This window comes from Pontibacterium sinense (assembly GCF_015209595.1).
GTDB lineage: Bacteria > Pseudomonadota > Gammaproteobacteria > Pseudomonadales > Balneatricaceae > Pontibacterium > Pontibacterium sinense.
Genome location: NZ_JADEYS010000008.1, coordinates 164,966 through 189,143 on the forward strand (window position 1 = coordinate 164,966; position 24,178 = coordinate 189,143).

Consider the following 24,178-nt stretch of genomic DNA (forward strand, 5'->3'; position numbering starts at 1 on the left):
ACCTCGTTGTTGTTTTTGTGTATGCCCCTAAGTTAGATCTGCGTGATTTTTTAAAACAGCTTGTGGTCTTAATGGCTTTTTAAAACCTAAAAGCCATTTTGTTCATATTGTTTACGGGTGTTTGAAAAGCGAATTGGCTAAGCTCAGACATATATAACGCGGCAAACTAACAAGCATGACAATACTCAATCGCTTAAAACTCAAAAGCCGGATGATTCTGATTCTGGGACTGATGGCACTGGTACAGACGGGCCTTATTGGCCTCTTTGCACTGCATTACCTGCAGCAGTCCCTTGATGAGCAGATCGGTCAGCGGGCATTACATGTGGCGAAAACCATCGCCGCCATGCCGTCTGTCGTTGAAGCAGTAGAGGGTGGTGATATCCGCTATCTGCAGCCGATCAGTTTGCTGCTGGCAGAAAAGACGCAGGCACGTTTTGTGGTGATCGGCAATATCAATGGGATCCGTTTAGCCCACCCTAATCCGTACAAAATCGGTCAGTCGATGGCGGATGATGAGGGGGACGACAGTGCCGAAGCGTTGGTGCACGGTAAGGGATATATCTCCAAGGCCCTAGGCAGTCTCGGTTGGTCGATGCGCGGTAAAGCGCCGATCTACAGTGAGGACGGTCATAAAGTGGTCGGGGTCATTTCGGTGGGGTATGACCTCAATCGGGTCGCGGAGATTATCCAGCGTTATCGTCTGACGCTGATCTTAGTGATTATCGGGTCGTTTGTACTGAGTGCCTTGATTGCGGTGTGGTTTGCCAATCACTTTAAACAGGCGATTTTTGGTCTGGAACCGGAGCAGATCGCGCGCTTATTTGAAGAACAAAAGGCCACTCTGGGTTCGGTGCGTGAAGGCATTATTGCGATCAATGCGGAGGGTAAGGTTACCACCTTTAATCCAGCGGCCGTTGAAACGCTGGGCTTACCAGAAGGTACCCAGCTTAGCGGTAAAAATATCAAGGATGTGATCCCTGACAGTTCGTTGCTGGAGGTATTAAAAAGCGGGATACCGCAGTATGACCGCGAGCTGTGGCTGAATGACCATACCTTTGTCGCCAACCGGTTGCCGATGAAGCAGGGCGATAAAATCACCGGTGTGGTGTCCAGCTTCCGGCGCAAAGATGAGCTGGATCAGGTCAGTAAAAAGCTTACTCGTATTCAGCAGTATGCCGACACATTGCGCAGTCAGGCGCATGAATATTCCAACAAACTACATACTATTGCCGGACTGATTCAGATCGGGGCGAACGATGAAGCGCTGGCGCTGATCGGACAGGAGAGCCGCAGCCATCAGAAACTGATCCGCTTGTTACTGGATGCGGTGCCTGATCCGATTTTAGCTGGCTGTTTGTTGGGCAAGTACAACCGCGCCCGTGAACTGGGGCTGCGTCTGAAAATCGATCCTGAAAGCCGCATGACCGAGCTGCCGGATCACCTGCCACGGGAACAGTTGGTCAGTATCCTTGGCAACCTGATCGATAATGCTCTGGAAGCCACACTGCACAGTGACAAGGCGGCGGGGGAGGTGACGTTATCCATGAGTGATTTCGGCAATGATCTGATCTTTGAGATTGAGGATCAGGGACCGGGCATCGACGAAGCCGAGCAACTGAGAATCTTTGAAAAAGGGGTCAGCAGCAAAGCCAAAGAAGGGCGTGGAATCGGCCTGCATCTGGTCAAAAACTTACTGGATAACTTGGGAGGCACGGTCACTGTGGAACCCGCCTCTCAGCTTGGCAGTCGATTTATCGTATATATACCGAAGCAAAGGGAGCAACGCTCTGTTCAGGCGGAATAAAACCTGAAGACGGAGCGATAAAAATAATGAATCCTATTCGAGTAGTTATTGCAGAAGATGATCATCAGATCGCAGAGATCCAGCGGCGGTTTCTGGACCGCATCGATGGGTTTGAGCTGGTGGGCGTGGCCCACGGTTTAGAAGAGGCGGAAGATCTGGTCGATGTATTACAGCCGGAACTACTGTTGTTAGATATACAGTTTCCGACCGGCACCGGACTGGAGCTGTTACGGACTATGCGCTCGCGTAACAGTGAAACCGATGTGATCCTGATTACCGCAGCTAAAGAGGTAGAAACCCTGCAGGCAGCATTACGTGGCGGGGTGTTCGATTACATTCTGAAGCCGTTGGTGTTTGAGCGGTTACAGGAAACCCTGCAAAACTTTGGTAGCCACCGGGCCAAGTTACAGGCGATGCAGTCGATAGCTCAGAGCGATGTCGATACCATCCTGCCGCGTGGCGGTTCAGCGGCTGTGGGTACGTTGCCCCCACAAGAGCAGCGCCTGCCAAAAGGGATTGATGCGCTCACATTGGAGAAGATCCGTCAGGTGTTCAGCGCTCAGGCACAGGCCTTGAATGCTGAGGAGATGGGAGAGCTGATCGGGGCCAGCCGCACCACTGCAAGGCGGTATCTCGAGTACATGGTCAGTACCAATGAGTTGGCGGCAGAGGTGAGTTACGGCAGTGTAGGACGCCCGGAGCGCCGCTATAAGCAAGCGGCGTAAGCGCCGATCATTAAGCGTGGTGTTAGTCTTTCATTTGAATAGCGCCGTCAGCTTCGCGCCAGGCACCAAAACCGCCGTGGATATGTTTCACCTTGCTCAACCCCATCTCAACGATGGCGCGTCCTGCCAGTGCTGAGCGCAGTCCACCGGCGCAGAACAGCACAAATGTCAGGTCTTTCTGGAAAATCCCCTTCGCATAGGGGCTTTCAGGGTCTATCCAAAACTCCAGCATGCCACGAGGGCAGTGATACGCACCGGGAATCCGGCCTTCACGATCCAGTTCCCGAATATCGCGGATATCCACAAACTGAACACCCTCCTGTTTATAGAGATCCAGTGCTTCGCAGACGGTGATCTCGTCCACAATTTGATTGGCTTCTTCAACCAGCTGATAGATACCTTTAGTGATGTTGCTCATTTAGGTGGTTCCTTTCAGAGTTGTCGATTGAGTGCAGTGGTTGTTTGTTGTTTTAGACAGCTGCATCGCCCAGAGCAGAGCAATAATGCCTGCCGTCATCACCAGCAGTGTCATGAGCAGGCCGCTGTAATAGTTACCATTCATCTCCGCCAGATAACCCACAATCGCGGGTGCGATCATTTGGGCCAGGCCGTAACTAAAGGTCAGGCGGCTCATCGGGCGGGATGGGTTGTGAGGATAGAGCCGTCCCACCATAGAGAGCGTCATGCTGACGATACCGATAAAGCTGCCGCCATAAATCACGGCGCTGAGTAGAGTGACAGACAGCTCCTGACTGATCATCAGCAGCAAAATGCTCAGGCTGTTGAGCACATAGGCAAGAAACAGTGCCAGCCATTGACCGTAGACACGGGCAAAACGGTCCCATAAGCCACAGGCCGGAGCGCAGGCCAGCCCCACCACCAGCCAGATCAACCAGCCCTGACCGCGTAACGTGTCCGAGGATTCAGCGATGGCGACCAGAAATGTTGCGGTGATCACGTACCCGACGCCAGCACAGAAGTAGGCGGTTTGCAGCACGGGCATAAACAGGCCGGAGACGGAGTGTGCGGACGTGTTGGTCGCCGGTCGGATTGAATCTTCTGCCTGATCCGGAAACCAGCGCCAGACGGGGAGGGTAAGTACCAAACCCACCGATCCGTAGATCAGCCATTGTTGGTCCCAGCTGAAATGGTCTTTGATCAGTTCAGCCAGCAAAGCGGTGATCACAATGCCAAGGCCTAAACCGGAGAAAAAGATCCCCAGCTCAGCCTGATGTTTGTGTTTCATCAACCAGTGCATCAGCAACCCGGCACCCAGCAAAACACCCGCCGAGCTGCTAAGGCCAGAGATAAAGCGCAGCAGATACCAGATGATTTCGTTCTGCGTAAACGCCATCAGCAGGGTAGTGATAACCGCGCCACACAGACCACTGCGAAACAGAATCTGTTTCAGCTTGAGACTGCTGATAAACGAGATCAGCAGGGCGCCGCTGAGATAACCCGCATAGTTGGCTGCAGCCAGATAGCCTGCAACGGACTCACTTAGATCGATCTCTTCCATCATTTCAGGAATCATCGGCGTATAGGCAAAACGGGCGATGCCGATGGTAATAATCATGCCAAGGACGCTGGTGATCAGCATCCTGGCTTTGCTAAGGGTAGGCATCAATTTAACTCCGTGACTGTTCTTCTGACACAGTAGCGGATACGCTTGTGGCTATCTTTATATGAAAAGACAATTTGTATATATAGTCAGCCAAGTTATGAATGCACCTGATAACGAACTCAATCTTTTGACCATGCAGCAGTTGCCACGCGAAGTGTTTGTGCGGCAGGAAGAGATGCCTGCCCGGCACTTTTTTCCGGCCCATACGCACGAGTGGCACCAACTGCTATATGCCATCTCCGGTGTTTTAGTGGTGACACTGGAGGGTGAGCGCTACTTTATTCCACCGGAACAAGCGATCTGGTTACCTGCGGGGTGCCAGCACAGTGTCTATACGGAATTTGGGGCTGACCTGAAGAGTCTCTACGTTGACCGCAACTATCGGGGGCTGGATACGCCAGACAGTGTTGAACGTTCCCAGAAAAGCACTGTATTACATATCACGCCGCTGATGCGGGAACTGATCAAAGAGGCGGCCGGTTTTGCCGTGGAGTATTCCTTGGAAGGGTACGAAAACGATTTGATTCAGTTATTGCTGCAAACCTTGTCCCGCTTGCGTCGTGAAGAGGGTTATCTGCCCTGGCCGACCGAAAAGGATCTGTTTCAGTTGTGTAACCGGCTTTATGAGCAGCCCGATGACACCTCGTCTACCGCAGTGCTTGCTCAATCGGTGTCTATGTCTCAGCGCACGCTGGACCGTAAGTTCCGCAAGGAAACCGGGATGTCACTTAAGCATTGGCGCTTGCAGTTAAAGATGTTGAAAGCGATTGAGCTGTTGAATACGGGGCAGAGCATTACCAGTATTGCACTGGATCTGGGGTATAGCTCCCCCTCTCCGTTTATCTATATGTTCCGCGAACGGACCGGTATCAGCCCGGTCCAGTATCGAAAACAGCAGGAAACGGGTGTGTCGTCTTAAGGTGTGACTGACGAGAGTATCCATTCCAGCCGCTCTGCCACATAGCTCTCCATCATTGCTACCGGGCTGAGATTAAACATCCGCATACGACCCGTATGGGCCAGCATAAGCAAGCCTGTGGCATGGGCGAAAATCTCTGCGGTGATCCGTGTGGCTTTGGCCTGATCAATGCCCAGTGCAACAGCGGTATCGGTAATCGCTGATAAGGCCGCTGTTAGTTGATCGTTTAATGGCTGGTTACGATCTTTACCCACACCTTTGGGCGTCATTCCGCCACGGAACAGATAAAAGCCCAGATCCAGGTCTTTTGGATTCAGATGATAAAACTCAAAAAATCCCATGGCGGCAGCGCTGAAGCGGTCTGACGGCGAGCTGGCTTTATGCTGTGCCCGATCCATATGTGTTTGCAGCCGGACAAGAGATTCTTCCAGCAACGTAGCGTACACCGCTTCTTTTGATGCAAAGTGAAAATACAATGCTGCCGGTGTGTAGCCAGCTTCCTGCGCAATAGCCCGCAAGCTGGCACCTTCAAGACCTTCCTGAGCAAATATCTTGCGTGCAGCCGCCAGTATCATCTCCCGCTTCATATCTTTCACCGCCTGCTTTCGGGCGCTATTGCGGGAGGTTTTTGTACTGTCGGTCATGGTCGGGCTCTATCAGTTTGTTGTATTGATTAAAAATTTTAACACTGTTAAATTTTTGTTGAAAGAGCACTAATTTATCAGGGTGACATGACGATGTTGATGACAGCAGATGACTACCGGGAATCGCTTCGCCGCTACAATCCTCGGGTGTTTGTGAACGGTTTACAGGTGACCAGTGTGGTGGACGAACCGCTGCTTTCACCGGGTATCAACGGTGTGGGGGTGACCTACGATTTTGCCCATCAGGATAAATACCGTGACTGGCTGACCGCGACACAAAGCACCTCAGGGCAGTTGGTAAACCGGATGCTACATATCAACGAAAGCAGCGACGATCTGCTGAAAAAGTTGGAAGCCGTGCGTGCGGTCTGTGCTGAATCAGGCTGTGCGCAACGTTACCTGAGTCATGATGCGTTGAATGGGTTGTATCAGGCGACACAGCAGACCGATGCGAATCACGGTACGGATTATCACAGCCGTTTCCTTGAGTATCTGCATCGGGTACAGGATGAGGATCTGACCTTGGGTGTGGCGATGACCGATGCGAAAGGGGATCGCTCCAAACGCCCCGGCCTGCAAAGCAACCTTGATGTCTATGTACACATCAAAGAGCGCCGCCCGGATGGCATTGTGATTCGTGGTACCAAAGCGATCGTCACCGGCGCGCCTTATATGCATGAGTTTCTGGTGATGCCGTGTCGTACCCATACCCCAGAGGATGCGGATTTTGCGGTGGCCTGTGCGGTGCCGGTGGATGCTGAGGGTGTGACCATCGTTGCTAAACCTGCGGGTCGACCGGGCGAAGCCGCGGCTAAGTTCTCAGCCAAATACGGTCAGTCCACGGGGGTGGTGATCTTTGATGATGTGTTTGTACCGCATAAGCATGTGTTTCTGGCCGGAGAGACCGAAGAGGGCGGTTTTCTCACCACATCCTATGCCAACCACCATCGGCACTCCTGCATCGGAGCGCGGGCTGGATTTGGCGACCTGCTGATTGGTGCAGGGGCGCTAATGACCGAGGCCAATGGCCTTGATCCTGATAAACATGGTCATATCCGTGATGCGATGGTCGAGCTGATCACTATTACCGAAAGTTTCTATGCCTGTGGAATCGCTGCATCGGTCTACCCCACGCATGACCCCTCAGGCGTTATGATGCCTAACCCGGTCTATGCCAACATCGGAAAATTACTGCTGGCGACCAAAATCTACGATATGCACCGTGTGGCGCATTATGTCTCGGGTGGTTTAGTGGTCGCGCTACCGGGGCCGGATGAAGATCATAATCCGGAAACGCAGGTTGATCTGTTGGATGTGTTAGGGGCGAATCCCAATGTTCCGGCAGCAGAGCGGGTGGAAGTCTCACGCTTTATCGAAGACCTTACCGCGTCTCATCAGGGGGGATGGTACTCGATGATCTCTTTGCATGGTGGTGGTTCACCGGAAGCGATGAAACGGGAGATCTGGCGTAACTATCCGGTGATGGAAAAAACCGAGCTGGTGGAACGTTTGCTGGATCGTGGTGTTTTGGATAACGGTCAGAAGGTGTCTAAGCAACCGGGACGTTGCTGTGCCAAAGGGTGTGAACCCCCTGAGGCGATAGGCGGAAGTGAATCAGAGTGATGAAACAATGAAAGCGCTGGTCAGCATGTCTGCCAGCGCTCATATCACAGAGGACTACTACGGATGATCAGCGCAGATCGTCGATGGAATAACCTTCCAATGCGTAGGCGGGCAGATCTGTTTCAGCTGGCACCGGTGTAGACTTGCCGTTGTCGTCGATGGCGACAAACTTAAAGGTCGCTTCTGTCACTTTCTCGCGGTGACCGATACGGCCGCGGCGTACCCAGGCTTCTACATGTACGTTGATTGAGGTGCGACCCACTGACTCTATATCGGTATACACCCCCAGAATATCACCCACTTTAACCGGGCGAATGAAGCTCATAGTATCCAGCGATACGGTAACAACACGGCACTGGGCGCGCTGACCGGCACAGATACCGGCGGCCATATCCATTTGTGACAACACCCAGCCACCAAAAATATCCCCTGCCGGGTTGGTATCCGCGGGCATCGCGATCGTGCGGGTCGTCAGTCGACCTCTAGTCGTTTCTGTCATAGCAATCGGCCTTGCTTGTTTTATTGGTTGTTAGTTATACAACGCATTATTCCACTTTAGTTGTAGGGGTGGGAAGGGCTAAGGCTGAAAGCGGTTGTTGTTCTTGTGGCTAAATGATCTTCAAGTAGACGTGGTGATACGCGATATCTGCCGCCACATACATCAGCAAGAGCGCCATACAGAGGTTCAGAACCCGAAAATAGATCGGGTGAGAGATCAGCTTACCCAAACGTGCCCCCATCAGGAGATAACTACCGGGGGCTCCAAATGCCAGTACACCTAACAGCAGGGTCCAGAATAAGATCGCGCTGCCGGTAATCCCCGCGGCGGGAAACTGCACGGTGACAATCGGCAAAATGACAATCAGGGATTTAGGATTCAGTAACTGCATTAGCAGGCCGGATCTGAAACTGAGTGTGACTGAAGACTGCTGATTTTGATCGCTCACGATCACACTGGCGTGTGCGACTTTGTATGCCAGGTAGGTGATATACACTGCGCCTACACAGCTGATGATCAGTTGTAACGCGGGTGTCACTATCCATGCGCCGGTATACCCTAATATCAGGAACATCGAAAACATAGCGCAGCCAACACCCAGACAAAAGAGCCAGTGTGTGGAGCTCTGGCCGTTCAATCCAGCATTCAGACTGAGCAGATTAACGGGGCCGGGGGTGTACATAATGCCAAGCGCGAACGCGAGTATTTCAACCATAGTGAAACCCTGAAGGTAGGAACAGAATTTGGGTAAAGGCAGATGTCAGGTTCTAGCGGTTTAGAACGTGCTGCTGATACTGATGGGGGGTCATACCGTAGATCGGTTTAAAGCGCCGATTAAAATGGCTGAGATCGGTAAATCCATACTCAAATACCACATCGTCTACAGCGCGTCCGGCTTCCAGCGCTTCACGGGCGCGGTTGATTCGACAGTTCAGAATGTATTGGTGGGGTGTAATTCCAAACTGTTGGCGGAACATCCGCAGAAAGTGATATTTCGAAAGGTTGGCGTGCTGACTGATCGTGTCCAGCGACATATCTTCCAACAGGTGCGCATGGATATACTCGCGCGCGGTCTGCAGCAGGCGATCAACCTTCCGTTCGACCCTGTTTGGCGAATACTTACCGTAACGCTGCGCGATCCGTGCAGCCAGCTGATACAGCTCATGCTCCAGAAAAACCGTATTTTCAGTTTTCTGTTCAATTAAGTGCGCCATCGTGCTGATGCACTGACGTATGTGTGTATCGTTAAGAAGGTTTTCCGCGATCTGAAAATCACGGCTTTGTTCAACGCCCGCACTGGCTAACATCGGTTCCAAAAGTGTGGGATGGATATAGAGCATGCGGTAACGCAACGTATCATCCACACCTGAATGCCCGTCGTGAACGTCATCGGGGTTAAAAATGATGATATTGCCGGGCAGGCTGCGATGGAATTCGCCGCCGCAAAAGAAGTCCTGACGCCCGGCTAAGGTTAAACCAAACGAATACTCCTCATGGGCGTGTTTGCCGTAGGCGAAATCATTCATTTGGGCGCGCAGCAGTGTCACCTGATCCAGATGTTGGCTTTTAGCGAATTGAAACTGGTTCTCTTGATTCATGGGTGTCCACTGCCGTTAACTCATCATACGTTGTCTTGAGCTGCAGGAACCAGTTTAGAAGTGTGGGGGTGGTGTCCGCTAGGATGAAATTGCGGAGTTATGCGAATGGGGGAATTTAGCGGCAGTGTGAGAATGGGTTGAGAGGCGGGATATGGAGATCAGGGTGCATTAACGCCACGCAATCGCAGCGTTAATGTACCCATAGAACCTATAAGTTCGAACCTATACTTTCGAACTTATGATGTCGAACTTATGACTTCTTACGGTTCTTGTAGAATTTCTTCTTACGCGGTTTTGGACGGTCAGCCTGATCGAGGAATTCAAAGTCGATCTTACGCTGGTCCATATCCACCTTCACTACACGAATCTCAACGGTGTCGCCCAAACCATAACTGGTGTGGGTTTTATCGCCCACCAAACGCTGTTTGGCTTCGTCAAAGTGATAGAAATCGCTTTTCAGACCAGAGACATGAATCATGCCTTCGACCTGAATGTCTTCGATCTCGATAAACAGACCAAAGCTGGCGACGCTGCTGATGATGCCGGTAAAGGTATCACCGATGAAATCCTGCATGTATTCGCACTTCAGCCACGCTTCTACGTCCCAGCTGGCTTTATCTGCACGGCGGGATGCGTCAGAACAGTGTTCCGCCAGCATCAGCATCGCCTGCATGTCGTACGGATAGCTCTTCGTAGGCTCAAGCAGTGGGGCATTCTTGATACGGTTAACCGGATCAGTGCCTTTGCCTGTAATACGTTTCAGCGCGCGACGGAATGCACCGCCACTCTCGTTACGACGGATCACGGAGCGAATCGCACGGTGGACCAGCAGATCCGGGTAACGGCGAATCGGTGACGTGAAATGTGCGTAAGCGGCGTATGCCAGACCGAAGTGACCCAGGTTGTCCGGGCTGTATTCCGCCTGACTCAAAGAACGCAGCATCATGGTACGGATGATATGCGCATCAGGGCGGTCACCCAGAGTGCTCAGCAGCTTGTCGTAATCGGTCGGGGTGGGTTTGTCCCCGCCGCCCAGATTCAAGCCGCGTTCACCCAGAAATGCGCGCAGGTTTTTGAGTTTCTTCTCCAGTGGACCATCATGGACACGGTACAACGCCGGGATCTGAAGCTGTTCCAAAAAGCCTGCTGTCGCCACGTTGGCACACAGCATGAACTCTTCGATCATCTTGTGGGCATCGTTGCGGACAACCGGAACGATCTGCTCGATCTTCCGGTTTTCGTTGAACTGGAACTGCACTTCGCGGGTTTCAAAATCGATAGAACCGCGTTTTGTGCGGGCCTTACGCAGCGCGCCGTACAGGTTATGCAGTTCATACAGATGCGGCACAACCGTGTTGTGTTTACGGCTGACCTCTTTACCCACACCGGAGTTCGCATCCGCGATCAGCGCACCAACCTGCGTGTAGGTCAGACGGGCGTGGGAGTGGATGACCGCTTCAGAGAAGGTGAAGTCGGTCATCTTACCGGCGGTGTTGATGGTCATTTCACACACCATCACCAGACGATCCACGTGTGGGTTCAGTGAGCACAGTCCGTTGGACAGGGCTTCCGGCAGCATCGGTACAACATGGCCAGGGAAATACACGGAGGTACCACGCTCGCGCGCTTCCTGATCCAGTGCACTGTCCGGTTTTACGTAGTGAGATACGTCTGCAATGGCAACAAACAGCTTCCAGCCACCTTTGCTCTTCTCGCAGTACACCGCATCATCAAAGTCGCGGGCATCTTCACCATCGATAGTGACAAACGGCAGCGTACGCAGGTCAGCACGGTGCGCCTTGTCAGCTTCAGCCACTTCGCTGCCCATCTGATCAGCCGCTTGAATTGCGTCCTGTGGCCAGCGGTGTGGAATATCGTGACTACGAATCGCCACATCAATTTCCATACCCGGTGACATTGAGTCGCCTAGTACTTCGATCACGCGCCCCGTTGCGTTGTATCGGTTGCACGGCTGTTCAAGGATCTCAATGGAGATGTACTGACCCAGTTCTGCGCCCGCCAGATCATCTTCATCAATATCGATTTCGTTGGTGATGCGGCGGTTTTCCGGTTCAAGGAAAAATACACCGTCTTCGTCCTTCGCCAAACGCCCAACCAGTTCGGTGGTGTTACGTTCGAGGACTTTGACGATTTTGCCTTCTTTACGGCCGCGACGGTCAACACCGCTGATACGGACCTGCACCCGGTCACCGTCAAAAACGGATTCCATCTGGGTATTAAACAGGAACAGATCATCGCCACCGGCATCATTGGACAGGAAACCAAAGCCATCAGGGTGACCGATCACGGTGCCGCTGATCAGCTCTTCTTCACGCAGCAGGCTGTAACCGCGACGTGGGTTGAACACCACCTGACCGTCACGCTCCATTGCGCGCAACCGGCGGCGCAGTGCTTCCTGCTCTTCGTCGAGGAACAGCTCCATCTCATCCGCCAGTTCCTGACGGTTAAGCGGTGCTTTCTGTTTGCCCAGCAGATTCATGATGAAGTCACGATCAGGAATCGGGTGGCTGTATTTCTCTTTGTCTGAGGATTTAATCGCCCCAGATGAATGCTTACTCATTATCTCTTCTCAAAAAAGCCGCAAACGGTGCGTACAGTGCGTAATGAAATGAGGTGTCGATACAGATCAGATAAAACGCGGCAGCGATGCTGGCTGGTGTCTCTCACTTTCAGTGAGGACGTAAATTCGGCAGACACTCCAGCGGGGATAACGCTGAATGTCGATGATTCATGTTGGGCCTTCAATCTAAGGTCAATCCAAACATGTGTATGCTTAACGACGCTTAATCCGAGTATAGATCGTTATACTCAAAAGCTTACTTACAGGTATAAGTGTCGGTATGTCTATCGCTTCAACGAAGCACTTTCGGATATAGATGCTAACTGTCCTGAAATTATGATGCACGTATGTTGCAAAGATCTTTAAGCGCGGGAAATAAGACTGGAATTTAAAACTGAGGGACGGGAATACTTTAAGTAGTTCAACGACTTGCTGAGATTTTAAAAAATAGAATTGTTTCTCGATGAGAGCAATGTACAGGATGGTGGTTACTTGTCAACCAGTTTGTGCAGTGCAGGCATACAGAGCGCGTGCGTGCAGGGACTGAAAACACGGGCATGTGAAGGATAGAAAATCACCTTTTCGATGCCCTGATGCATACTGTTTGAGATACAGACTGTGGTTATTTCACATCACAGGCGTGAGCGTCGATCAGCTGTTTGACCGTTTTCAGCGCGGACGCCAATGTTTCAAGATCAACCGATCCCAGCGCCAGACGTATCGCATGAGGTATATGCTCCGTGGTGGCAAAGGGTTCTGCCGTTGAGACGGAGATCTTAGCGTGCATCAATGCCATAACCAGTTGGTCTGCCCGCACCTCTTCTGGCAGTGGAAGCCAGAGGAAATAGGATGCAGGATGACTGATAAATTCCAGCCCGTTGAGAATCTCTCTGGCCATCGATTGCCTGATCATGGCGTCCTGACGCTTTTCTGCCTCTAAACGCATGACTGTCCCGTCTTCAATCCAGCCGCAGGCCATGGCAGTCATCAGGCCGGGCGTGTTCCACGTGGTTGCTCGGATCGTGCGCTCAATCAGTGGAACCCAGTGTGTCGGGGCCGCAACAAATCCCACCCGCAGCCCAGTTGCGATGCTCTTGGATAACCCGGATACGTACACGGTAATATCGGGTGCCAATGCTGCAATCGGACCCGGTGGGTTTTCCGCATGAAAGGCATACGCCGCGTCTTCGATGATCAGTAACTCGTATCTGCGTGCGATTGAGATCAGTCTCTCGCGTTGCGCCAAATCCATTACCCAGCCCATTGGGTTATGCAGTGTGGGCATGGTGTACACCGCCCGCACACGCCGTTGCTGACATAGCTGCTCTAGTGCATCCAGATCAGGGCCTTGAGCTGACAGCGCAATCGGAGCCAGTTCCAAGCGATGAACCTCGGCCAGAACCTTAAAACCCGGATAGATCAGCGCATCAGTTGCGACGACATCACCGGGATTGAGCAGCGCCATTACGGTGGTGGCCAGCCCGTGCTGCGCGCCGCCGACAATCAGAATCTGATCTGCGCCGACGTTAAGTCCCCGATGCTTCAGGTGATCTGAAACCGTGGCACGTTCATGCCTGCGGCCCGCATGAGGTTGGTAGTGCAGTAAGGCTTCCAGGTCGCCTGCGGAAGCCAGCTGTCGCAGCGCGTGGCGCAATAGGTCTGTTTGGCCGGGTATAGAGGGCGAGTTGAAATTAAGATCGATCATCCCCTCTGCCATCGCAGGTTGGTCGATGCCATGAGCGGGGGAAAGGGCGGTTTCTCTGACAAAGGTGCCACGGCCGGCTTCACCGCTGACTAACCCCATGCTTTCCAGCTCGGCATACACGCGAGATGCGGTCACCAGTGCGATCCCGTGCTCGGTGGCCAGTTTACGATGGGTGGGCAGTTGCGTGCCGGGTGGCAGGTGGCCTGATCGGATATCAGTCGCGAACGTATCTACCAAGTGTTTATAGCGGGCGCGGGCCATCTGGATTGTATCCATGACAATAATTTTATTGTCATGATTCTGGGGAATAGAATGCGGTGAATCAACCCTATTTCACGAGGTAACCGTGCCATGCATATCGCGATTCTGACCTTCGACGGCTTTAATGAACTGGATTCCCTCATCGCACTGGGCATCCTGAACCGCATCAAAAAACCGGATTGGCGTGTGTCTATTGCCAGCCCCACACCGCAGGTTCAATCGATGAACGGCGTAACGCTTGAGCGCCAGATCCCGCTGAGTGACGCCAATCATGCAGATGCCGTGATTATTGGCAGCGGTATGAAAACGCGGGATGTGGTGGCTGACGAATCTTTGATGGCTCAGCTGAACCTTGATCCGTCCCGACAACTGCTCGGTGCGCAATGCTCTGGCACGCTGCTATTAGCCAAGCTAGGGCTGCTCAACGACGTACCTGCCTGCACCGACCTGACAACCAAACCCTGGGTTCAGGAAACAGGGGTTGAGGTGTTAAATCAGGCGTTCTTTGCAAACGGTAATGTCGCCACTGCCGGTGGCTGTCTTGCGTCTCAGTATCTGGCGGTGTGGATGATTGCACGGTTGGAAGGTGTTGAGGCCGCGAAAGAGGCGATGCATTACGTAGCGCCGGTGGGAGAGAAAGAGGATTACGTCGCGCGAGCGATGAAACATATCTCGCCGTTTCTGCCCTCTGAGTCAGTTTAAGTCGGGTCTCAATTCATTGTTCATTATCAGCCATATCTAAAAACTGATTCGTCTCTTTTCACGATTATCGATCTTTAGGTTGAATGTTATTTTGAACACATTCGGTTGAACGCGCAGTGGCCTCGCGCGCGTGGCGGTGTTAATCGGGTGTTGTTCAACCTATGTTGTTGTCAGGCGTTGTTGTCACGCTTTTGTGGATAAAGAGATCAGATCATGCAAAAAACAATTTTAGTCACAGGATCAACTGACGGTATTGGCTTTGCGACCGCCCAAAAGTTGGTTGGACTGGGCCATCATGTTCTGCTTCATGGACGGAATCCCGTGAAGCTGGCGGATGTTACTCGTATGTTATCCCAGCAGTCCGGCGAAGGACGTGTTGAAAGCTATGTGGCGGATCTGTCGATCATGGGTGATGTTGAAGCATTGGCGAATGCGATCACTGCCGGGCATAGCCAGCTGGATGTTCTGATCAATAATGCCGGGATACTCGGAGCCAACGATCCGATGACACGTGACGGACTTGATGTACGCTTTGCTGTGAATACACTCGCGCCCTATTTACTGACCCATCGACTTTTACCGTTACTTGGCACTTCTGGACGGGTCGTGAACTTGTCTTCGGCCGCACAGTCGCCAGTTGATCTCAATGCACTGTCGGGTGAGGTTGGCCTGTCGGAAGATTTCTCAGCGTATGCGCAAAGCAAACTGGCACTAACCATGTGGTCTCGCAACATGGCGCTGTCACTTAAAGACCAGGGACCGGTGATTGTTGCGGTTAATCCCGGTTCGATGCTGGGCAGTAAAATGGTGAAAGAAGGTTTTGGTGTCGCGGGTGGGGATATTAGCATTGGCGCAGATATATTAATCCGTGCTGCGCTCTCTGATGATTTTTCTGCCGCGTCGGGTCAATATTTTGATAACGATTTGGGGCAATTTTCATCACCCCATGCTGATGCGTTAGATCCACACAAATCCGCCGACGTTGTGCGGGTTATCGAATCACTTCTGGATAGTGTGGTCTCTTGAACGGGGAGTCACGTCGATGGCTCATGTTGAGTCTGGTCCCAATAGGGCATTTCGCCATAGCGCTCTGCAAAGAAGTCGATAAACGCTCTGACTTTGGGGGCCAGTAGTCGGGAGCTGGGATACACCGCCCAGAGCGCGGTATCCGAGACAAGCGGGTAGTCCGGCAGTATCTGAACCAGCTCACCGCGATGAAGGTGGAGGTACGCATTCCAGGTGGAGCAGATCGTAATGCCCAAACCGGCGACACAGGCATCGCGAATGGCTTCACCGTTGTCGGTACGAAATGTGCCTTTGGCTTTAATTGTCTGAACGCCTTCTGGTGTATCAAACCCCCAGGAATCTAAACCTATGAGTGTAATGCACTGATGGTTACGCAGATCTAGTGGGGTTTGGGGTTCACCGTACTGTGCGAGATACTCCGGAGAGGCGCAGAGGATACGTTTATCTGAGGCCAGCTTACGGGCAATCAGGCTGGAATCCTTTAATCCGGCATCCCGAACGGCTACATCAAAGCCGCCCTCGACCAGATCCACCATGGTATCCGTTAATCTAAGATCTAATCCCAGCTGCGGATAGCATGCTCTGAACTCCTTCATTGCAGGCATCAGGTGCATCCGGCCAAATGAGGCGGGGGCGGTAATGCGTAGCGTACCCGTGGGGGCTTCTTCTCCTGCACCCACTGATGCTCGAGCCGCTTCTATGCTGGAAAGCACTTCTACGGCATGGGGCAGAAACGCCTCTCCCTCTTCAGTTAGCGAAACTTTTCGGGTTGTACGGTGCAGCAGGCGCACTCCCAGTCCCTGTTCCAGTTTGCTGATATGCGCACTGGCTACCGCCGGAGACAGGCCCAGTTCACGTCCTGCGAGACTGATGTTGTGGGTCGCGGCCAGTCGTACAAAGAGTTTGAGATGTTCAATATCCATCTTATATTTTCAATAAAATCTATAAACTGAATGTAGTTGTCGACTGATTATCATCATAGGCAATCATAAATACAATGAATCCATTGCAAATATACAGAGGCATAGACGAATGAAAGCAATGGTAATCCGGGAATTTGGTGGCCCAGAACTCTTTGAGTCCGCTGAGCTGCCCAAGCCGGAGATTAAGCCCGGTCATGTGCGGGTACGTATTGCCGCAACCAGCGTAAATACTGTCGATACTATGATTCGTGAACTGGGCGAGGCTTTGCCGATTGCGCCTGCGCTACCCGCTGTTTTAGGTATGGACTTCGCAGGAACCATCGACGCGGTGGGTGAAGGTGTCACTGCATATGCCATTGGTGATGAAGTCTACGGTTGTGCTGGTGGGCTAGGCGAGCTGCAAGGCACTCTGGCCGAATACATGCTGGCGGACGAGCGTCTGATCGCCCGTAAACCCAAAAATCTGTCGATGGCAGAAGCTGCAGCGCTACCTCTGGTGGGCATCACGGCCTATGAAGGGTTGATGCGTGCAGGTATCAAGCAGGGGCAGCAGGTGCTTGTTCATGGCGGTTCTGGTGGGGTGGGTCATGTTGCATTGCAGTTGGCGGCATACTTTGGCGCTGATGTTTATTCAACCGGTGGTGGCGACAAGCAACTGGCGTTGATCGAAGAGCTGGGTGGGAAAGGGATCAACTACACAACGGAAACCGTGGCGGATTACGTGTCCCAACATACGGGCGGTGCTGGTTTCGACATCGTCTTTGATTCTGTGGGTGGCGCAAATATGGCGAACTCTTTTGAAGCCGCTGCTTTAAACGGTCAGGTGGCATCAACCGTGGCAATGGTTGAGCTGGATCTGTCGGTCGCACACTTCAAAGGCCTATCACTGCATGTGGTCTTTATGCTGCTACCGATGATCCACAATCAGGGACGTGAAGCCCATGCGCAGATTCTTAGTGCGTTAACTGAGATCGTAGAAGCGGGTGGATTACGTCCGATACTGGATGAGCAGCGCTTTACGCTTGAACAGGTCGGAGATGCGCATGCCCGTCTGACAAGTGGGCAGGCGATGGGTAAGGTTGTTGTGACGGTCTAAGTTCAATAACGGTAGGGCAGCTTTGTCGTCATTGCAGGTGATTAAGCTGCTGGCACTCTGAAGGGATGCCCTGGAATGACTTTCCGAATCGTTGTACAGCTACTAGCCTCGCTGAGGATTCTCATCAAAACTGACTGACGTAATCAATAAGATAAATTCGGCGCAATGAGCTACCTGTAGGGCAGTTTTTAAGCTGCCGGCACCCTAAAGGGGTGCCCTACAACTCCATTCCGGATCGTTCTAGCGCCTCCAACCTCTCTGTGCATTTTCATCAAAGCTACCTGACACAATCAACAAAATAGCGACAGTACAAAACCCGACAAAGAGATACAGTCGAATGTTGGTATCGAACTCTGACGGCAGCCCAAAGAACACGACAAACGCCAATAACACTGCGCCGATCAAGCCGGTACTCGTCTCCTCTGCTTGATCACATAGGAGGGAGATCGTGCCGATCAGAATGATGATGGATGTGATCAGCAGGTAATATGCTGCGGATGGATTCAGCCAGACTTTATTTTTCGACCAAAACGCTACGACCTCATTCCAAACGCCATCAAAGCCAACCAGTCCACTGACCAACAGAATCAACTTGAATAGTAATAACAGCACAACACTGGTCTTCAAATAGATAGAGCAGAACCCATTGATGCTGCGGTCGAGGATGTCGGAATAGCGCTGATTGTGTCCACCAATGATGACCATCATCAATCCGACAGATCCGGTGATAAAGCAAAATGTGCTTGATGACAGGGTTTGTAACAACAGCTCGAACAGCAGTGAGTCGTTGTGACGGATCAACTGTACAAAAAGAACAAGCGGGTTCTGATCCATTACCGATATATCTCCAGCGTCATCATACTCAGTCTGAATATCTCATATTTTTCAGCCTGTTGGGTTGTTAATCCCATGGGAGATGGGTTCAGACAGGTAAAGTCCTCGTTGACAAACAACAGTCGAATCAACGTGAATAACATAGATTTTCTGTATATCGTACAACCAGAACGTCTGTTCTAGACTTGTTCAATAATATGCACAGGGCTCAACGAGGGAAACATATGCGAATCGTATCCTTTACCGAAGCGCGGAACGGGCTGAAGGCAGTGCTAGATGATGTAGTGAGCGATGCAGACTGCACGGTCATCACTCGCAGGGATGCAGAAGATGCTGTGGTGATGTCTTTGGATCACTACAACAGCTTGATGGAAACGGTGCATCTGCTCAAATCACCGACCAACGCTACCCATCTCAATCGGTCTATCGAACAATATAAAAATGCTCAGGTGAAGGAGTAAGCGATTTTAGATGAACAGGCTTCAGGTCTCGCCGTATGGATAATACTCACCGTCTGGTGTACGGAGCAGATACAGGTACATCGCGGATATATTTTGTCGGTATCACTATTGAGTTTGAAAGCGGCGAGGAATTGTTGGCGAAGGGTAGCTCGCTACGTAGCAGGATAAGGATGCAATGCGCGATGCGATTGCACCCGATGTGCTGAAAACTCAGCTTTTCACCCGCGTTATGATATGAGTGGCGGGATAAGAGGTTACCTCAGATAAATATCTCTTCACCCCGATGATCAATAAACAGTTTGGCTCTCTTATGCGTGAGCTGCACACAGGTCTCTTCGGCCGTCACGGTATCGACGAGGGAGAAACTGCGTGTTTGATCTTTCTTCGTGATACTCCCGCGCAATCGATAGCGATTGCCATCCTGCTCTGGCGTGGCTGTGATCGTAAAGCCCTTGTAGCGAACAGCGCCTTCCGGCAAGGGAGCGAAAAGAGATTTCAGGGTGGTGAATAAGCCCATGGCTAGACTCCTCATTTTTTTTGATTTCATACTAGAAGCCGCAATAGGCTGAAGGGAAGGGGAGCACTACCAAAGCAGGTTGGTTTTTGAGCAATTGGGTACTTAGGTCCTATTAGGATGGGCTTGGGTTGTCATGAAGGCTTTAGGCAGGGGGCGTATGAAGCTTGAGTGGAGAACATCAAACAGGCTCCGGCCCCATGTATCCACCCCCAATGCATCACTCTGTGTTTTGTACACCCATCAGATGCTGTGTAAGCGCACGTGCTGAGATTTCTTTACACCCGGTTACGTTCTGTCCGGCCCATAAAGGTGAAAAATCACTACTGCCCTGGCTCTCCGCTTTTGCGCGCAAGGGCGCTACGGCTGCGGTCGCTAATGGGAATTTTGGAGCGTAATCACTGATCGGACCTTGTTCACGCATTAAACGATTCACGATGCCACGTGCCGGGCGTCCAGAATAAACATTGGTTAATGCCGTCAGGCGTGCGTCATCACTTTTTAGTGCGTCCCGATGTAACTTGCTGGTCTTCGCTTCCGGGCACAGCATATAGGCCGTACCGATTTGTACGCCAGAGGCGCCCAGTGCCATCGCGGCTTTAATTCCTTGTGCATCCGCAATTCCGCCAGCTGCGATAACCGGTACCTTAACGGCGTTGACGATTTGTGGCAGCAGCGTAAATGTTCCCATTTGCGTATTCAGGTCGTCTGTAAGAAACATCCCCCGGTGGCCGCCTGCCTCTACGCCTTGGGCAATGATCGCATCCACACCCTGTGCTTCGAGCCAGATAGCCTCCTCTACCGTTGTCGCCGAGGAGATGATTTTTGCCCCACTGGAGCGGACCTTGTCTAGCAAGTCCGAGGACGGCAACCCAAAATGAAAGCTCACTACCGCGGGTTTGAATTCGCAGACAATATCAGCGGCTTCCCGATCGAATGGCTTCCGCGTGGGGCCAGAAGGGATCAGATCGGCATCAACACTGAGCTCACCGTAGTAACCGCTGAGTTTCCCTTTCCATGTGATGGCCTCCACTTCATTTACTACGGGTGGAGTATGGCAAAAGAAATTCACATTAAAGGGCTGGGTTGTATGCGCTTTGATATGCCTTAATTCGCTCCGAAGGGTGTCAGTATCAAGCATTGCACACGGCAGAGAACCTAAGCCTCCTGCATTTGATACAGCGATGGTCAGAGCACTGTCTTGTACACCTGCCATCGGTGCTTGAATGATGGGATATTCGATATCAAATAGCGCTTGTATGGTCATCACGTTTAAACCTTAGTGTTGAGTGGTTCTTGGGCTTTCTGGCCGTGCTTTTTCTTCACGTCACTAAAAAGCCATGCTGTTGTTGCGGCTAATAGGCAGGCGGAAATGGCGTGTGCCCAGTCCAGTGCATCCCAGCCCATGAACTTATTCTCGCCAATTATCCAAATCAATACAGGGCCTGCTATTTGTCCAACGGCAAAGCCTGCGGTCATTCTTGAAAGCAGTTTGGTGGGGTTATCCGGCATCTGCTCTCTGGCAAGCTGTAAACCGGCCATTGTCGCCACCATGAATGTACCGCCAACAAGGATAGCAGCGATGACCAGCGCCCAGAGTTCTGTATGAAATAGAAGTAATAACGGAGCCAGGGCCATAATACCTTGCACACTGGCCCATACGGCTCTGCGCGACCATGACGCCAAACAGACCGCAGCGGTTAAGACTGATAAGCCTGCGGCCAGACCAAAAAGAGGCCAGGTGAGTCCAAAAATTAAAGGATCAGGCACGAGCTGTTTAGCCAATGTGGGTAGATACGTAGCCGGGATAATGTACCCGAACCCCATTACGCCGTAGCAAACAATTAAAGCAGTGTGTCCCTTTAAAGACGTTGCTTGCGCCTTGGGCAGGGTACTTGCCACCACTCGTGATTGAGAGGAGGAATAGGCTGGCATGCTGCGCTGGACAAAGATCGCTCCGACGAGCGCAATAAAACCGAGTTCTACCCAGATGGCCTGCGCCGTTTGATAGCCCCCAAGCCAGGCAATTGTGCCCGCTATGGCAATGCCGCAACCAACCCCGGTGTAGATTCGTCCACTTTGAGAAAGCGTTTTCATCTGTTCAAGCAACTGAAGGCAACAGCTACTCGCGCACACCAGAACCCACGCGCTACATGTGCCCGCGGCAAACCGAAGCAGTAACCCATACAGGTGAACATCGTGCGTTGCCCATGCTGCACCGAATGTGACTAAGGCGACCCCCAGCAGGCCAAGGTGCAGTCCCCGTTGTGGGTTTGCGCTAAACCATGAGGCTGTCAGAGCACCCACAAGATACCCGACATAATTTGCAGCCGCCCACTCCGTCCCGGAAACGGCATCAATCGTGCCGTCCCTCAGCATAAGAGGCATCAATGGCGTGAAGGCAAACCGACCAATCCCCATCGCAATCGCGAGCGCAACGATACCCGCGATGATAATCTGGCGTGCATGCTTCGTATGATCGGGTTGTGTGGAGATAGTGGCATTCATGGAGCCATTATGACGATCACATGATATGCTCGAATAGTGAATTATTAGAGCGGACCATTCACAAAATGAGAAAGTTAAGCCTTGATGATCTCCATATCTTTCGTTGCGTCGCCCTTGAAGGGGGCATCCTACGCGCGGCCAATAAGCTCAACCGAGTGCCTTCCAACGTTACCAAGCGCATCAAACAGTTTGAGGAGCGGCTTGGGGTTAAGCTATTAAGCCGGCAGGGGCGTGGAATCGTACTCACGGATGAGGGCCGGACATTGCTTGGGCATGCTGAACGCCTGCTTAGAATGGCGGACGAGATAGAGCAGGAAGTTTGCAATGGTGCTGTTCGTGGTGTGCTTCGCCTCGGATCACTTGAAAGTGCTGCCAGCGTGAAACTGCCCCCGTTTCTTTCCCAGTACCATAAAGGGTTCCCGGAAACGACAATCGAGCTTCAAACCGGCACGACCGGTGCATTGCTGCGTTTGGTGGACAGTTACGAAATTGAGGCTGCTTTTGTCTCAGAGCCTTTTGAGCAGGGAAACCTATCGTCAATCAAGGTCTTTGAGGAGGAGCTTGTCCTAATTACGCCGCAAGGCACGCCAGCCATTCACGATGCTGCGGACCTTGGCAAGCATACGGTTGTGGCATTTCCTCATGGCTGTTCTTATCGACGTCGCCTGATTGAATGGCTATCCGAGGCGGGCGTATCTCCTGAACGCTTTCTGGATTTGGGGTCTTATCACGCCATCGTTGCCTGTGTCACCGCGGGTACCGGGGTTGCCATCGTGCCAACGGGGGTACTTGATAATGCAGTATCCGGGAGTCTGGTGGAGCGTAATACTCTGCCAGAATTGCTCAAAGTGAATCACACACACTTAGTCTGGCAGGGGGAGCAAAGTCCCCAGCTAAAAGCCTTGATCGATCTGTTGCCTGTTTTACATTGATCCACTTGAGCCTATGCATATGATGGTCTCGAGTGCGTCTGACATGGACGGCTGAGGCTTGTATGTGATTGTATTGGACATACTTCAACAACGTACTCTGATCTCATTTATTCGCTTAACCAATGGAAGCCCTTACGATGTCTAAAACCGCTGTTATTACTGGTGCCAATCGAGGTATTGGACTGTCTTTTTGTCGACTATATAAAGCCAGAGGTTATCGTGTGTATGCGGCGTGCCGAACGCCATCGCAGGCACTTAACTCCTTGGATATCGAAGTGATCGACAACGTAGATGTGTCGAAACAGCAGGGTGTTGAGCGTTTAGCTTCAGCATTGAACGGTGTGGCTATCGATCTGTTGATCAACAACGCAGGTATTCTTCGCAACGAGGTATTGGGAAGCATTGATCCGGACTCCATTCGTCAGCAATTTGAGACCAACGCGCTGGCACCTTTGATGGTCACTGAAGCCCTGAGAAACCAGCTAGCGCCAAACGCTAAGGTGGCACTTATTACCAGTCGAATGGGATCGGTTACCGATAACACCAGTGGTGGACGTTACGGTTATCGCATGTCCAAAGCTGCGCTGAATATTGCGGGTGTTTCACTGGCCCATGATCTGAAGTCTCAGGGTGTATCTGTCGCTATTTTGCATCCGGGGCTGGTGGGCACAGAGATGATTGGTGGTCATGGGGATATCACACCCGATGAAGCAGCCGAACGTTTGTCACAGCGGATTGACGGGTTAACGCTGAGTAATAGCGGTACGTTCTGGCACTCCAACGGTGATGTGCTGCCTTGGTGATTGGGAATGGATTCGTATCAAGGGCTGTAGGGTGCGTTAGCAAAGCGTAACGCACCGATGCGATCCCTCTGGACAATGGTGCAATACGCGATGCTATTGCACCCTACTTGCTGTGTTTTCGCACAGCCTTCCTTGTGAGTGCGTAATGTGCAAGGATGGACCATCAATTTGATGCATTTCCCCGGATGGGAGTCGAAGAGACGTTAAGGAAAACGTATGCAGATCATCGTATTACATTCCTTTCTCTCAAATCCCGTTTTGGGGATATATATCAAACTGACGTGTTTAAACACGTCAAGTTGACGTCTATTTGGCTGTTATGTTTCTTTAGAGATACTGTTATGGAAATGGTTACTATTCATGGAGATGAATGGAAAAAAGAAGATGTAGAAG

24 protein-coding genes are annotated in these 24,178 nt (G+C 51.8%); 11 read left to right on the forward strand and 13 right to left on the reverse strand.

Annotated features, from left to right (window positions below; all coding sequences use genetic code 11):
* Nucleotides 1-175: 175 nt before the first annotated feature.
* Nucleotides 176-1,807, forward strand: a complete 1,632-nt coding sequence (locus IOQ59_RS09975; protein ID WP_193953136.1) for an ATP-binding protein — start codon at nucleotides 176-178, stop codon at nucleotides 1,805-1,807.
* 26 nt (nucleotides 1,808-1,833) lie between these two features.
* On the forward strand, nucleotides 1,834-2,532 hold the full coding sequence (locus tag IOQ59_RS09980; protein ID WP_193953137.1) for a response regulator: 699 nt from the start codon (nucleotides 1,834-1,836) through the stop codon (nucleotides 2,530-2,532).
* 22 nt (nucleotides 2,533-2,554) lie between these two features.
* On the opposite strand, the gene IOQ59_RS09985 is transcribed toward IOQ59_RS09980, so the two are convergent.
* Complete coding sequence (locus IOQ59_RS09985; RefSeq protein WP_193953138.1) at nucleotides 2,555-2,950, reverse strand: rhodanese-like domain-containing protein; 396 nt, start codon at nucleotides 2,948-2,950, stop codon at nucleotides 2,555-2,557.
* Complete coding sequence (locus IOQ59_RS09990; RefSeq protein ID WP_193953139.1) at nucleotides 2,951-4,156, reverse strand: YbfB/YjiJ family MFS transporter; 1,206 nt, start codon at nucleotides 4,154-4,156, stop codon at nucleotides 2,951-2,953. It abuts the gene before it with no gap.
* A 97-nt stretch (nucleotides 4,157-4,253) separates the two neighbouring features.
* On the opposite strand from IOQ59_RS09990, the gene IOQ59_RS09995 reads away from it, so the two are divergent.
* Entirely contained in the window at nucleotides 4,254-5,075 is an 822-nt protein-coding gene (locus tag IOQ59_RS09995; protein ID WP_193953140.1) for an AraC family transcriptional regulator, read from the forward strand.
* On the opposite strand, the gene IOQ59_RS10000 is transcribed toward IOQ59_RS09995, so the two are convergent.
* Nucleotides 5,072-5,719 carry a TetR/AcrR family transcriptional regulator gene (locus tag IOQ59_RS10000; protein ID WP_193953141.1) on the reverse strand — a complete coding sequence of 216 codons (648 nt, stop codon included), beginning with the start codon at nucleotides 5,717-5,719 and terminating at the stop codon, nucleotides 5,072-5,074. The genes IOQ59_RS09995 and IOQ59_RS10000 overlap by 4 nt on opposite strands.
* Before the next feature lie 93 nt (nucleotides 5,720-5,812).
* Between IOQ59_RS10000 and IOQ59_RS10005 the strand changes: the two genes are divergently transcribed.
* Nucleotides 5,813-7,342, forward strand: coding sequence for a 4-hydroxyphenylacetate 3-hydroxylase family protein (locus tag IOQ59_RS10005; protein ID WP_193953142.1), 1,530 nt, complete (start codon nucleotides 5,813-5,815; stop codon nucleotides 7,340-7,342).
* 67 nt (nucleotides 7,343-7,409) lie between these two features.
* Here the strand turns inward: IOQ59_RS10005 and IOQ59_RS10010 are convergent, their stop codons facing one another.
* From IOQ59_RS10010 to IOQ59_RS10030, 5 genes are all read right to left on the reverse strand, one after another.
* Nucleotides 7,410-7,841 (reverse strand): acyl-CoA thioesterase, encoded by a 432-nt coding sequence (locus IOQ59_RS10010; RefSeq protein WP_193953143.1) that lies wholly within the window; start codon nucleotides 7,839-7,841, stop codon nucleotides 7,410-7,412.
* A 109-nt stretch (nucleotides 7,842-7,950) separates the two neighbouring features.
* Entirely contained in the window at nucleotides 7,951-8,556 is a 606-nt protein-coding gene (locus tag IOQ59_RS10015) for a LysE family translocator (protein WP_193953144.1), read from the reverse strand.
* A 52-nt stretch (nucleotides 8,557-8,608) separates the two neighbouring features.
* Nucleotides 8,609-9,439, reverse strand: coding sequence for an AraC family transcriptional regulator (locus tag IOQ59_RS10020; protein WP_193953145.1), 831 nt, complete (start codon nucleotides 9,437-9,439; stop codon nucleotides 8,609-8,611).
* A gap of 250 nt (nucleotides 9,440-9,689) precedes the next feature.
* The gene (rnr, locus tag IOQ59_RS10025) at nucleotides 9,690-12,020 is read right to left on the reverse strand and encodes a ribonuclease R (RefSeq protein ID WP_193953146.1); all 2,331 of its coding nucleotides are present in this window, start codon (nucleotides 12,018-12,020) and stop codon (nucleotides 9,690-9,692) included.
* Nucleotides 12,021-12,642: 622 nt separating this feature from the next.
* A complete protein-coding gene (locus IOQ59_RS10030; protein ID WP_228050817.1) occupies nucleotides 12,643-14,001 on the reverse strand; it encodes an aminotransferase-like domain-containing protein in 1,359 nt (452 codons plus the stop codon).
* A gap of 75 nt (nucleotides 14,002-14,076) precedes the next feature.
* Here IOQ59_RS10030 and IOQ59_RS10035 point away from each other — a divergent pair, with 75 nt between their 5' ends.
* Nucleotides 14,077-14,688: a DJ-1/PfpI family protein gene (locus IOQ59_RS10035; protein WP_193953147.1), complete on the forward strand. Its 612-nt coding sequence runs from the start codon at nucleotides 14,077-14,079 to the stop codon at nucleotides 14,686-14,688.
* Between the two features lie 213 nt (nucleotides 14,689-14,901).
* Nucleotides 14,902-15,714: an SDR family NAD(P)-dependent oxidoreductase gene (locus tag IOQ59_RS10040; RefSeq protein WP_193953148.1), complete on the forward strand. Its 813-nt coding sequence runs from the start codon at nucleotides 14,902-14,904 to the stop codon at nucleotides 15,712-15,714.
* An 8-nt stretch (nucleotides 15,715-15,722) separates the two neighbouring features.
* Here IOQ59_RS10040 and IOQ59_RS10045 read toward each other — a convergent pair whose 3' ends face one another.
* Nucleotides 15,723-16,637 (reverse strand): LysR family transcriptional regulator, encoded by a 915-nt coding sequence (locus tag IOQ59_RS10045; RefSeq protein WP_193953149.1) that lies wholly within the window; start codon nucleotides 16,635-16,637, stop codon nucleotides 15,723-15,725.
* Nucleotides 16,638-16,746: 109 nt separating this feature from the next.
* On the opposite strand from IOQ59_RS10045, the gene IOQ59_RS10050 reads away from it, so the two are divergent.
* A complete protein-coding gene (locus tag IOQ59_RS10050) occupies nucleotides 16,747-17,733 on the forward strand; it encodes a zinc-dependent alcohol dehydrogenase family protein (RefSeq protein WP_193953150.1) in 987 nt (328 codons plus the stop codon).
* Nucleotides 17,734-17,973: 240 nt separating this feature from the next.
* Here IOQ59_RS10050 and IOQ59_RS10055 read toward each other — a convergent pair whose 3' ends face one another.
* Nucleotides 17,974-18,567 (reverse strand): hypothetical protein, encoded by a 594-nt coding sequence (locus IOQ59_RS10055; RefSeq protein WP_193953151.1) that lies wholly within the window; start codon nucleotides 18,565-18,567, stop codon nucleotides 17,974-17,976.
* Nucleotides 18,568-18,791: 224 nt separating this feature from the next.
* On the opposite strand from IOQ59_RS10055, the gene IOQ59_RS10060 reads away from it, so the two are divergent.
* Nucleotides 18,792-19,028: a type II toxin-antitoxin system Phd/YefM family antitoxin gene (locus tag IOQ59_RS10060; RefSeq protein WP_193953152.1), complete on the forward strand. Its 237-nt coding sequence runs from the start codon at nucleotides 18,792-18,794 to the stop codon at nucleotides 19,026-19,028.
* A 259-nt stretch (nucleotides 19,029-19,287) separates the two neighbouring features.
* Here IOQ59_RS10060 and IOQ59_RS10065 read toward each other — a convergent pair whose 3' ends face one another.
* From IOQ59_RS10065 to IOQ59_RS10075, 3 genes are all read right to left on the reverse strand, one after another.
* Nucleotides 19,288-19,545, reverse strand: a complete 258-nt coding sequence (locus IOQ59_RS10065) for an HlyU family transcriptional regulator (protein WP_193953153.1) — start codon at nucleotides 19,543-19,545, stop codon at nucleotides 19,288-19,290.
* A gap of 217 nt (nucleotides 19,546-19,762) precedes the next feature.
* Entirely contained in the window at nucleotides 19,763-20,809 is a 1,047-nt protein-coding gene (locus tag IOQ59_RS10070) for an NAD(P)H-dependent flavin oxidoreductase (RefSeq protein ID WP_193953154.1), read from the reverse strand.
* 5 nt (nucleotides 20,810-20,814) lie between these two features.
* Nucleotides 20,815-22,050, reverse strand: coding sequence for a YbfB/YjiJ family MFS transporter (locus tag IOQ59_RS10075; RefSeq protein WP_193953155.1), 1,236 nt, complete (start codon nucleotides 22,048-22,050; stop codon nucleotides 20,815-20,817).
* A gap of 65 nt (nucleotides 22,051-22,115) precedes the next feature.
* Between IOQ59_RS10075 and IOQ59_RS10080 the strand changes: the two genes are divergently transcribed.
* The 3 genes from IOQ59_RS10080 to IOQ59_RS21185 all read left to right on the forward strand — a co-directional run.
* Entirely contained in the window at nucleotides 22,116-22,982 is an 867-nt protein-coding gene (locus IOQ59_RS10080; protein ID WP_193953156.1) for a LysR family transcriptional regulator, read from the forward strand.
* 137 nt (nucleotides 22,983-23,119) lie between these two features.
* A complete protein-coding gene (locus IOQ59_RS10085; protein WP_193953157.1) occupies nucleotides 23,120-23,785 on the forward strand; it encodes an SDR family oxidoreductase in 666 nt (221 codons plus the stop codon).
* Between the two features lie 155 nt (nucleotides 23,786-23,940).
* Nucleotides 23,941-24,178, forward strand: a 238-nt coding sequence (locus IOQ59_RS21185; RefSeq protein WP_228050818.1) for a hypothetical protein, incomplete at its 3' end; no start/stop codon positions are given.